Here is an 11,562-nt window from a genome sequence, read left to right as displayed (position 1 = left end):
TGAGCAAGTCATGCGCGCCGCTCAGAAGCGACTTTAATAATTTATCACATCACAGTGTTGAATGTCAACAACTAATTTCAAATTAATTTTTACATCTAGAAAATGTTGTTAACCTGTTCGCGACTGTTTCTATATACTATCACCGGACATGCCCAGAGTCAACATGATTTATCCTTGAAATAATTGGGAAACATATCGATTGATCCTTTTCTTCTATATAAAAACAGCCGGCCTCCATTCAGGAGACCGGCTGCTATGCTATTATGGCTTATTTAGAAATCTTAATGATATCCTCGTCTTTCACATCCACATTGCCCTTTTTATTAATGACAATGCTCTCGCCTTCCGAAAGGTTCGTGAAAACAATCGGAGTGATAGTGGATGTTGCGTTTTTCTTAATGTAATCAAGATCCACTTTCAATAATGGCTGACCTTTTGTGACTGTATCATTTTCAGAAACATGTGTTTCAAACCCTTGTCCTTTCAAATTAACAGTGTCAATACCAACATGGATGAGGATTTCCCGTCCAGAGTCAGACAGAATACCAATCGCATGCTTTGTCGGGAACAGGTTGACGATTTTTCCGTCTACTGGTGATACAACTGTACCCTCAGCAGGAACGATCGCAAAACCGTCTCCCATCATCTTGCCTGAGAAGACTTGGTCAGGCACTTCAGTGATTGGCAAGATTTCTCCTTTAATAGGAGAAACAAATACATCAGCGCTTCCATCTGCGTCATGGTGCGTTTGCAGCGCTTCTGGATTTACTTCTTCGATTTGCTGTTCAACTTCTGTTGCCTGGTTCGTTTCGACCGGACGAGGCCTTTTACCATTCATGATGTCTCTCATCTGACCTTTGATTGTCTCTGAACGCGGTCCGAAGATCGCCTGGATATTGTTGCCGACTTCAAGTACGCCAGCTGCACCAAGCTTTTTCAAACGGTCTTTGTCGACACCCTTAATGTCATTTACTGATACACGAAGTCTGGTGATACATGCATCAAGATGAGCGATGTTTTCTTTTCCGCCCATTGCTTCAAGGACTTCATATGGAAGGTCGCTAGTTTGTCCTTTTGCTGAGCCTTCTACCTCTTCTTCTTCAACTTCTTCACGGCCTGGAGTCATCAGGTTAAACTTACGGATCGCGAAACGGAAACCGAAGTAGTAAATGACCGCGAACACTAAACCTACAGGGATAACAATCCATGCATTTGTCTGCGGGTTGATCAGACCGAACAGAATGTAGTCAATCAGACCACCGGAGAATGTCATACCGATTTTTACATTTAACAGGTGCATCGTCATAAAGGATAGACCTGCAAAGATCGCGTGAACCCCAAATAGTAATGGAGCTACGAACAGGAATGAGAACTCAAGTGGTTCTGTGATCCCTGTCAGGAATGATGTCAATGCTGCAGATACCATCAAACCGCCGACGACTGCTTTTCTTTCAGGACGTGCTTCTTGATAAATCGCTAAAGCTGCTGCTGGAAGACCAAACATCATGAACGGGAATTTACCAGTCATGAACGTACCAGCAGTCAGGTCTTGTACGTTGTCCCCAATCTGAGCCATGAAGATACGCTGGTCACCGCGAACAACATCCCCAGCCAATGTAGTATATTGACCGAATTCATACCAGAATGGCGAGTAGAAAATATGGTGCAATCCGAATGGAATCAATGAACGTTCAACTACACCAAAGATGAACGCTGATAAAGTCAAGTTGGCGTGAACCATGTTTTGTGAGAATGCATTCAGGCCGTTTTGGATTGGCGGCCAGATGACAAGCATTGCTAAACCTAGCAAAATGGCTGTTCCCGCTGTAATGATTGGCACGAAACGCTTACCAGCGAAGAACCCAAGATAAGATGGCAATTCAATTTCAAAGAACTTATTGTAAAGAGCGGCAGCTATTATACCAACGATGATACCGCCGAATACACCCGTTTGCAGGGTTGGGATTCCCAGGATGTTTTGATAGTTAAGTCCATTTACATCCTCTGGAGTGATTTGAAGAACTGTACCCATTGTCACATTCATGATCAGGTACCCGATGATTGCCGCAAGACCGGCTACACCTTCACCGCCAGCTAAACCGACGGCAACACCGACCGCAAACAAGAGCGGAAGGTTTCCGAAGACAACGTCCCCGGCCTTTTGCATGACAGCAGCTACCATATCGACGCCGCTGTTATCTAAAAATGGAGCAAGCTCCAGCAAAGCAGGGTTGCGAAGCGCAGCACCAAGAGCAAGCAAAATACCTGCAGCTGGCAATAGTGCTACTGGAAGCATCAGCGCTTTACCTACTTTTTGAAGAACACCAAAAGCTTTCTTTAACATAGGAAGACCTCCTGTAATTTTTTCTCCTAAAGCGGTTACAAACAATAAAAAAACAAATAAAAAAGGCATGAGAAAGATGTAGCGGAAAGAAGCATACGGATATATTACCCATAAAACTCCATTTCAATTACATTCTTTACTCATGCCTGATCGAATCAGTAACACGTAAAAAATAAATGCCTATTTAACTTTTTTCTGAAGCCTTTGCAGATGCATCGTCAGATACACGGCTTCAGCATCGCATACTTGTTTTTTCAAGGTCTGCTGCATCACTTTAATGAGTTTCCACGAAAGATTGTAACACAGAGGATATTCTTCTTTCAAGAGGTCTGCAAATTTTTCTGGTTCCTCTACTTTTTCCCCATTATTGACTCTTTCGATCGTGAATCGTATGTGGCGGACTAGTCTTGTATAGTCAATGCCTTCTTTATCAATGACGATATCCAGGTTCTCTTCAATCATCTGTACCAGTTTTGTCACAAGTTGCGAGTGTTTGTTCACATCAGACAGATTGCGATTCATTACCGCACTATGAATATGGAGGGCAACAAAGCCGATCTCCCCATCTGGAAGTTCAACACCAGACTTCTCTTTAATCAGCTGTACAACTTCCTTCGCGATTTCAAATTCGGTCGGATACAGTGTCTTGGTTTCCACCAAAAATGGATTCTTGAATTCCATCCCTTTTGCAATCCTGTTGACCGCGAACATTAAGTGATCGGTCAGGGCAACATGGATGTGTTCGTTCAGCTGGCTCGCTGTCCGTTTTTTGATTAATTCAATAGAAGAAATGATGGCCTCATGCAGATCATTCTCAACAAAAGGCAAAAGTTTAATGTAGTTTGCCTGCTCCTTTTCATCCTTCAGGACAAACATCTTCTCTGCCTGACCCTCTTCTAGGCTGTCACCCTTTTTCCGATTGAAGCCAATGCCCTTGCCAATCAGGATGACTTCTCCGAACGTCGGGTGGTCGGCAATTAAGACATTATTATTCAAACCCTTTTTCACTTCGATTTTATCCATGCTGTATCCCCGTTTCAGCTTGTTCTATGGGAATATCGTATAAAAGGAAGATTTAGAAGTCAATCCGAAGTATTTGACAGGAGCTCTTCAATACTTGGCAAAAAAAGATCCAGCGTCAGCCGCTGGACCTCCCTGCTATTCTGTTAGAAACACAAAGTATAGAACGAAAATCACGAAAAACAGGTACATAATTGGATGGACATCTTTTGATTTTCCTTTTACGAGCATCGTGATTGGATAAAAAATGAATCCTGCCGCGATCCCAGTAGCAATGCTAGATGACAATGGCATCGCAATCATTGTCAAGAATGATGGCACTGCGATCTCAAAACGACCCCATTCAATCTTGCCAAGTGAAGAAACCATCAGCACACCGACGATGATCAATGCCGGCGCAGTCACTGCCGAAGTGACTACAGAAAGCAGCGGGAAAAAGAATAGCGATAACAGGAAGAATCCTGCTGTAACCAGGGAAGCAAATCCGCTTCTGGCACCTGATGCAACGCCTGCAGATGATTCAATATAGGATGTAGTTGTCGATGTACCAAAGATGGAACCAACTAGTGAAGCGATCGAGTCTGCAAACAATGCGCGGCCGGCGCGTGGAAGCTTGTTCTCTTTCATCAGACCTGCCTGGTTGGCAACTGCCACAAGTGTACCTGCGTTATCAAAGAAATCGACGAACAAGAAGGTCAGGATAATTCCGAGCATGGTTGATGTATAGAAAGATGGATCACCGAATGCTGTAAAAACTGCTCCAAATGTTGGCGCTACGCTCGGTACTGCACCAACTACCTTTTCAGGCGTATCAATAAGATTGAAAATCATTCCGACAATAACACTTATGATGATTCCAAAGAAAACAGCACCGTGAATGCCTCTTGTCAGCATGATGACCGTAATTAATAAACCAAAAAGCGCTAGTAATGTATTGGCATTTGTCAAGTCGCCCAATCCAACAAGTGTTGCTGGATTATCGACAATGATTCCTGCATTTTTCAAACCAATGAATGTGATGAACAACCCGATTCCTGCCCCAACTGCATGCTTGAGTTCAACTGGGATGGCATTGATCAGTTTTTCACGCCAGCCTGAAATCGTCAGAAGCAAGAAAAATACACTTGATATGAAGACTGCAGCAAGTGCATGCTGCCACGGAGCACCGTGGCTAAGAACAACTGTGTAAGCAAAGAATGCGTTCAAACCCATTCCCGGAGCAAGGGCGATCGGGTACTTACCGATCAGTCCCATGATGATGGAACCTACAGCTGCCGCAAGAGCTGTCGCTACGAAAACAGCACCGGCATCCATCCTCAACGAATCCGGCAGATCCTGTATGTCTGCCAGTGTAAGAATATTTGGATTTACAATCAAGATATAAGCCATGGCAAGGAAAGTGGTCATCCCGCCGATGAATTCGCGGCGATAGTTCGTGCCAAGCTTCTCAAACTCGAAATACTTCTTCATTTTTCATTTCCCCCTGAATAGTTTTCAGGAAATACAGCCAAAAAGAAAAACGCCTCGGGATACCGGGCGTTGACTAAAGGCAAAAGGAGAAATGATGGCGGCAAAAGGTTAGAAGGTTGATAGATTGCCAGCCATGAATTCTATACCTCGTAGTCAAGCCATTTACGGTAGCTCGGTAGAAACTTTTGGGCCATATCCCCAACATTATACGACGAATTATGACAAAATATTAAGTTCAGATTCATTCTATCAGGACTTTTGCCCCGAGTCAATAAAAAAACGAACATTTTCATGTTCGTTTTTAAAATCGTTCGTGTTTTATTCCCACTCAATGGTTGCTGGCGGTTTGCTGGTTATATCATAAACGACGCGGTTAATGTGGTCCACTTCGTTGACAATCCTGGTGGAGATGACTTCTAGAACATCCCAGGGGATCCTTGCCCAGTCTGATGTCATCCCGTCGATGGACGTGACTGCACGGATTCCGATTGTGTAATCATAGGTCCTGGCGTCGCCCATGACACCCACGCTGCGGATATCAGGCAGCACGGTAAAATACTGCCAGATGTCACGGTCCAGGCCTGCCTTCTTGATTTCATCCCGCAGGATAGCATCTGATTCGCGAACAATCTCCAGCTTTTCTTCCGTTATGGCTCCTAGGACACGGATGCCGAGTCCTGGTCCAGGGAATGGCTGGCGCCAAACGATTTCTTCCGGCATGCCAAGTTCAGTGCCAAGCGCACGGACTTCATCCTTGAATAATGTATTCAATGGCTCAATCAATTTGAACTGCATATCCTCAGGCAGTCCGCCTACATTATGATGCGACTTGATGGTCTGGGCTGTCGCTGTCCCGCTTTCAATGATATCGGTATACAAGGTTCCTTGTGCCAGGAACTCAATGCCTTCCAGCTTTTCGGCTTCATCGTCAAATACATAGATGAACTCATTACCAATGATCTTGCGCTTCTGCTCAGGGTCTGAAACTCCCTCCAGCTTGCTCAAGAAACGGTCCTTCGCATCGACTTTGATGACATTCATATTGAAGCCGTCAGCTAAATTTTTCATGACGCCTTCCGCTTCATCTTTCCTCAATAAACCGTGATCGACGAAAATGCAAGTCAGCTGGTCTCCGATCGCTTTGTGGATCAGGACTGCGACCACCGAGGAATCCACTCCCCCGCTAAGCGCACAAAGAACTTTCTTGTCTCCGACTTGCTGGCGGATTTTTTCTATTTCAATTTCGATGAAGTTTTCCATAGACCAATTTCCTTCGCATTCGCAAACTTTAAATACGAAGTTTTTCAAAAGTTCATTTCCATAGATGGAGTGGCGTACTTCCGGGTGAAACTGGACTGCATAAAGCTTGCGGCTCTCATCACTCATGGCCGCGATTGGGCAGGAAGGATTGATGCCATCCACCGAAAAGCCTGGCGGTGACATCGTTACTAGGTCTCCATGGCTCATCCAGACAACCTGTTCGCCCGGTGTGCCTTCGAATAATCTGTTCTGGTTATGAAGTGTCAGCAGCGCTTTGCCGTATTCACGGTTCTTCGCCTTCTCGACCTTCCCGCCGAAATGCATCGTCATCAGCTGCATTCCGTAGCAAATACCTAAAATCGGTAAGCCAAGTTCAAAAATTTCCTCATCACAACGGAACGCCCCTTCATCATAGACAGAATTCGGGCCGCCGGAAAAAATAATTCCTTTTGGATTCATCTCCTTGATCTCAGCTGCCGTAATCGTATGTGGGTGAAGCTCGCTGTAAACGCCAAACTCCCTGATCCTTCTCGTAATCAACTGGTTATACTGACTGCCAAAGTCTAATACAATGATTTTTTCCTGGTCTTGCAGCTCGGTTTTCATAAAGTCACCTCATCATAAAATAGAAACGCGGAACTTCCGTAAGCAGAAGGTTATGTAAATAGTATGGTTTGCACTCGCGTTTTTTAAATAAAAAAAGCCAGAATCCCGCCTCCAAAAATAATAGGAAAGCAGGATTCCAGCCTGTTACGAACAAAAAAGAAGCCTGCCTTCATAGTCAAATCATTTCCGGTGATTTGGTAGATACTTTCGAACCATATTATCGAGGATATATGAAGGTTGATTCTATATAGTTGCAAACATTGTATCAGTATAATATTTTAACGGTCAAGCACTAACTTTCCTAATCATGAACTCCCAATACTTTTTCGCATCCTGCCACATGTTTTCATCCTGATCGCCACGGTAAAGATACTCTTCATACTTTTCAGTGAGCCAGCGCATCTCATTCGTAGAGAAGAACGAATCCACATAGTAGGCATAATCGCGCAGTGTCTGGCCATTCTCTCTCTTGATGCCGTATCTTCCAAGCTGCTTCAACAGGACAATATAAGCTTTCTCCATGTACTTATTTTGCTTTGTGTACTTATAGAGAAGGATATACATGATAGGAAGCCATCTTCCTCTCAGTTTATACATGATTGCAGCGAAGACGGCCAATACGAGTAATGTGAGGAAGATCTTCTGAAAGTTATTCTGCAGGATTGCCCCAGCATTTTTCAGGCCATCTGAAAAAGAGGCCTTCGGCTTGTCAACAAGTGCCTGCTCTTCTGGAAGGTCCGGCTTCACCGGAGCAGCAGGTGTTGTATCTTCCTCTTCTTCCTGGCCCGTCTGATTTTGTGAGTCTTCTTTATTGTCATACTCGAATTGAACGTTATTCGTAAAACCTTGCGTTGGCTCAAATGGTACCCAGCCGACACCTGGGAAATAACCCTCTACCCATGAGTGGGCATTATTATTTGTGACCTCATAAAGCCGGCGGCCATTCTCCAGTGTATCAATGTATTCCCCTTCTGTATAACCCTTTACCCAGCGGGCAGGGATACCGACAGAACGCATCATGACGACCATGGAAGTCGAGAAATTATCGCAGTAGCCGCGCTGTGTTTCAAATAAGAATTGGTCGACATAATCTTCATTATCATCCGGGACGGCAACATTTGTTTGGTCATAGACAAAATCATTCGACCGGAAATATTTTTCAATCGCCTGTGCTTTTTCCAGCCAGGTCTTTTTATCTTTTGTTATCTCCTCCGCAAGCTCCACTACCCGCTCCGGAAGCCCTTCTGGTATCTGTGTGTATTTCGAGACAAAGGCCGCATCGGATACCAGTTCTTCAGGGCCGGCTGCCTTTAGTTTTTCCACACTGTATATTGGATGATCAAATGTCAGCGAGTAAGGTCCAAACGAACTCTCTTGACCATCAGTACTACTCATGATTTTTTCGGTTGTCGGATCAAGGCTGAATTGGAGAGTAGCGAGGCCTGCAGATGCCTCCACTTGTGTCACCCCCAATGGATAGACAAGGTGCGGATAACCGATCTTAGGGGTTACCCTGCTCGTACGTTGTTCCGTTTTGACACCTGCTTCGAATGGCTGCAGGGGGATGGCTTGCTCAGGTAAAAAATCCACTGGCATGGCTGTACCGGTGTCGGCTACCCACCCTTTTCCTGTATAGACGTCCTTGGTCTCGATCCGCCAGTAATGACGTCCATCGGCTTCAGCAGTAAAAACGACCCGGTCGTCTCCGATGAACGGTCCGCCAAGTGCGGAATCATCCGTTCCGTAACCGACTTTTTTCACCCCGCCACTGCCATCGCCTGAATCTTGATTATAGGAGGTGATAAATGGCACTGGGTCCGGCCAAATCGGATCAGCCTTTGGAGCCGCGTAACCAACACCCACACTCAGGACAATCATGGCGATTAGCGGTACCATCCACTTTTTCGCACTTTTCAGGTTCTTATTCACTACTTCCTTATCGGCAATTCTGTAGTACGCCAGCATTCCCATTACAGCAAATCCCGCAATCACCGTCCGTACGATCGCCAGGTCCGCTTCATATGGAGAGAACGTATCCAGTACGGTGATATAAACAAGCGTCATGAAGAAAAACACAAAAATTTGTTTTCTATTAATCAGCCAATATTGAATTAGGTATGCCATCAGCCATAGCAAGATAAAGAACAATAACGTCCTGAATGCATTGGAAATTTCAGTCCATTCGGCATTCATGATAGTCGATGAATTAGCGATTACTTCATTGACCAGCTGGCCGACCCATTCAAGACTGAAGAAGGTGCCGTCATAATACATAAAGTGAACGGAATACAGGATTATGATGATTTTTATGATAGCCGAAGGAAGAATCGCCATATTGAAAAAGTACATCATCAATGCGATGAATACAAAACCGAGAAATACACTTAAGTGTCCAGTATCGGTTAGTTCCTTCAATGGCCGCAGCCATTCCCACAGCAGCAAAAAGCTGAAAATAAACAGTAAAAAGAAAGCGAAGTCTTTTTTTGGTTTATCCATCCTCAACCTCTATTCACCTCCGAAAAGGCTTCCGAGAACTGTCCATCATGTACCATCACAAGATGGATTCCCCTCGCATTTGCTGACGCCCTTAAATTTTTTTCGGTATTTGTCGGTGATTCCTGATGATTCTTGATCAGGAAGATACTCACCGATCCATTTCGTTGATTATAGAAAGAAGCCTTTTCAATCAACTCTTTCGTCAATTGGGCGGTGATCAGCATGATTGAATTGTTCTGCTGTGCTAAAAAACTCTCTGTCTCAAGAACCCGGTTAAACGGGACCGGACTCTCATCCCTAATTTTAGCCAGATGGTACAGAAGCTGCTGCTGCTGGGCTTCACCGCCACGGGCCGGAAACGCCTTCCGTTCAGCACTCAATGTCAATAATCCGACCTGTGCGCCTTTTCGCAAAATGGCCCTAATGACGGAAGCGGTGAAAGAAACGATAATCTCGAAACGCTTCTCAGGGGCACAATCCATTAAAATCGTCACATCATGCGACTGCCTCTGTTCGAATTCCTTCGTCATAATGTCATTCCGTCTCGCAGTCGCTTTCCAGTTGATCCACGAGAAGCGGTCTCCCGGCTGGTATTCACGAACACCAATCGCCATGGATGTATCCCGCTGGACGCGTTCCTTCGAAGCGGTCATTCCCTGGTCAAAATGATGTACAGCAGGCCTATAAATCATATCCTGGTAAGCAGGGTAAACGAGTATCTTGCTTTCGACCGGCAGAATCTTTTCTTTTTCAATCAATCCAAGCGGATCTCCTGTTTTAAACTTGATGCCCATTAAGGTATGTTCACCCCGGGGAAGATTTTCAATGGTATAGTCAAAGCCGAATGCCCGATTGAATCCTGGAAACAGCATCGTTTTCGCTTTTTCAATATCCCTGTTCCCCGACAGGGTATCCCCTGCCTCTTCTTCGGCAATTGCGTAAAACAGCGGAAATGATACTTTCCTATCCAGCACGACGCTTGCTTTGAACTTCTCACCAGCGTTATATTCCTGCTTCGTATACACCCTTTCCGCCTTGATATCCTTTATTGAATAAAAGGCAAGGCCAAGGGCGTAAAGAGCGAAAGGTAAGAAGCTGTAAAACAGGAACCAGCTGACAAAGCCACCCTGGAACATGGCATATGAAAAGGTAATTAGAATCAATAACAGTAAAACGATTAGTTTCCAAACCTCTTTGAACTTTTGGAAAAATTTCTTCATATTACTTCACGAGCCTTTGGACCGGCACAGGCACTCTCGCCAACACCCTGTTGACGACATCCTCGGTTGTGATCCCTTCGAACCTGGCCTCGGACTTCAAAATGATCCTGTGGGCGAATACATATGGAGCAAGGTACTGGACATCATCAGGAATGACATAATCCCTTCCATAAATAAATGCATATGCCTGGGCAGCCTTCATCAAAGCAATTGAACCACGAGGGCTTACACCAAGGTATACACTCGAATGGCCTCTAGTCCGGCTGGCCAGCTCCACAATGTATCGCTTGATCGTTTCATCCACTACCACTTCTTTAATGCTCTGCTGGAGTTCGCGCAGATCTTCAAGTGATACAACAGGCTGCAAGTCTTCAATCGGAAGGTTTCGCTGTGCCCGGTTCAAAACTTCCATTTCTTCATCCATGGCAGGATAGCCCATTTTCATTTTTAAAAGGAAACGGTCAAGCTGTGCTTCCGGCAGTGGATATGTACCCTCATAATCAATCGGGTTCTGTGTCGCCATGACGAAAAACGGCTTGCCAAGTATATGGGTTACGCCGTCAACCGTCACACTATGCTCTTCCATTCCTTCTAGCAGAGCCGACTGGGTTTTTGGAGATGTTCTGTTGATTTCATCGGCAAGAATGATATTGCCCATGATTGGTCCTGGCCTGAATTCGAATTCCATCTCTTTCGGGTTGTAGATCGATACCCCTGTTACATCAGAAGGCAACAGGTCTGGTGTGAACTGAATCCTCCTGAATTTCGCGCTCACAGATTTCGCTAGAGCACGGACCATCATCGTCTTGCCGACACCCGGCACGTCCTCAAGCAGCACATGTCCTCCGGCAAGCAGCGCAATCAAGCTTAGCTCAGCCACATTCCGCTTTCCCGTCATAACTTTATCAATATTTCCCAGTATTCTTTCAACTGTTGGATTCATCTGATTCCTCATCGGAAATTTCCCCCTTAAATCTATTTATCTACGTAAAACCATTGATTTTTTTACCCCAATAAGTCTATATTCGCTATTTTCTGTCAAAATCCTGTTATATGGCAGATGAAAAATATTGGCGCTTAGTAATAGACGGGAGTTTTGTTTGGATTGTTTCATGCAAAATAAAAAAACGGTCTCTTCTCGAGAAA

7 protein-coding genes and 2 riboswitches are annotated in these 11,562 nt (G+C 44.8%); all 7 genes read right to left on the bottom strand.

Translation table 11 applies throughout. From position 1 onward, the window contains the following. Window positions 1-268: 268 nt before the first annotated feature. The 7 genes from ptsG to AB5I83_RS22650 all read right to left on the bottom strand — a co-directional run bounded on the left by ptsG (window position 269) and on the right by AB5I83_RS22650 (window position 11,371). A complete protein-coding gene (gene ptsG, locus AB5I83_RS22680; RefSeq protein ID WP_448978695.1) occupies window positions 269-2,344 on the bottom strand; it encodes a glucose-specific PTS transporter subunit IIBC in 2,076 nt (691 codons plus the stop codon). A 180-nt stretch (window positions 2,345-2,524) separates the two neighbouring features. Further along, window positions 2,525-3,367: a glucose PTS transporter transcription antiterminator GlcT gene (gene glcT / locus AB5I83_RS22675; RefSeq protein WP_226086414.1), complete on the bottom strand. Its 843-nt coding sequence runs from the start codon at window positions 3,365-3,367 to the stop codon at window positions 2,525-2,527. A gap of 135 nt (window positions 3,368-3,502) precedes the next feature. After that, a complete protein-coding gene (locus tag AB5I83_RS22670; protein ID WP_167834486.1) occupies window positions 3,503-4,834 on the bottom strand; it encodes an NCS2 family permease in 1,332 nt (443 codons plus the stop codon). A 130-nt stretch (window positions 4,835-4,964) separates the two neighbouring features. Then, window positions 4,965-5,066: riboswitch (purine riboswitch) on the bottom strand. A gap of 86 nt (window positions 5,067-5,152) precedes the next feature. Further along, window positions 5,153-6,700: a glutamine-hydrolyzing GMP synthase gene (gene guaA / locus AB5I83_RS22665; RefSeq protein ID WP_448978692.1), complete on the bottom strand. Its 1,548-nt coding sequence runs from the start codon at window positions 6,698-6,700 to the stop codon at window positions 5,153-5,155. Window positions 6,701-6,852: 152 nt separating this feature from the next. Further along, window positions 6,853-6,954, bottom strand: a riboswitch (purine riboswitch). Between the two features lie 31 nt (window positions 6,955-6,985). Continuing rightward, a complete protein-coding gene (locus tag AB5I83_RS22660) occupies window positions 6,986-9,196 on the bottom strand; it encodes a transglutaminase TgpA family protein (protein WP_448978690.1) in 2,211 nt (736 codons plus the stop codon). A 2-nt stretch (window positions 9,197-9,198) separates the two neighbouring features. Then, window positions 9,199-10,416, bottom strand: coding sequence for a DUF58 domain-containing protein (locus AB5I83_RS22655; protein WP_448978688.1), 1,218 nt, complete (start codon window positions 10,414-10,416; stop codon window positions 9,199-9,201). A 1-nt stretch (window position 10,417) separates the two neighbouring features. Next, window positions 10,418-11,371: an AAA family ATPase gene (locus tag AB5I83_RS22650; protein ID WP_448978686.1), complete on the bottom strand. Its 954-nt coding sequence runs from the start codon at window positions 11,369-11,371 to the stop codon at window positions 10,418-10,420. Window positions 11,372-11,562: the final 191 nt, after the last annotated feature.

It is taken from the genome of Mesobacillus sp. LC4 (assembly GCF_053543455.1).
This window is presented reverse-complemented; position numbering and strand designations above follow the sequence as displayed.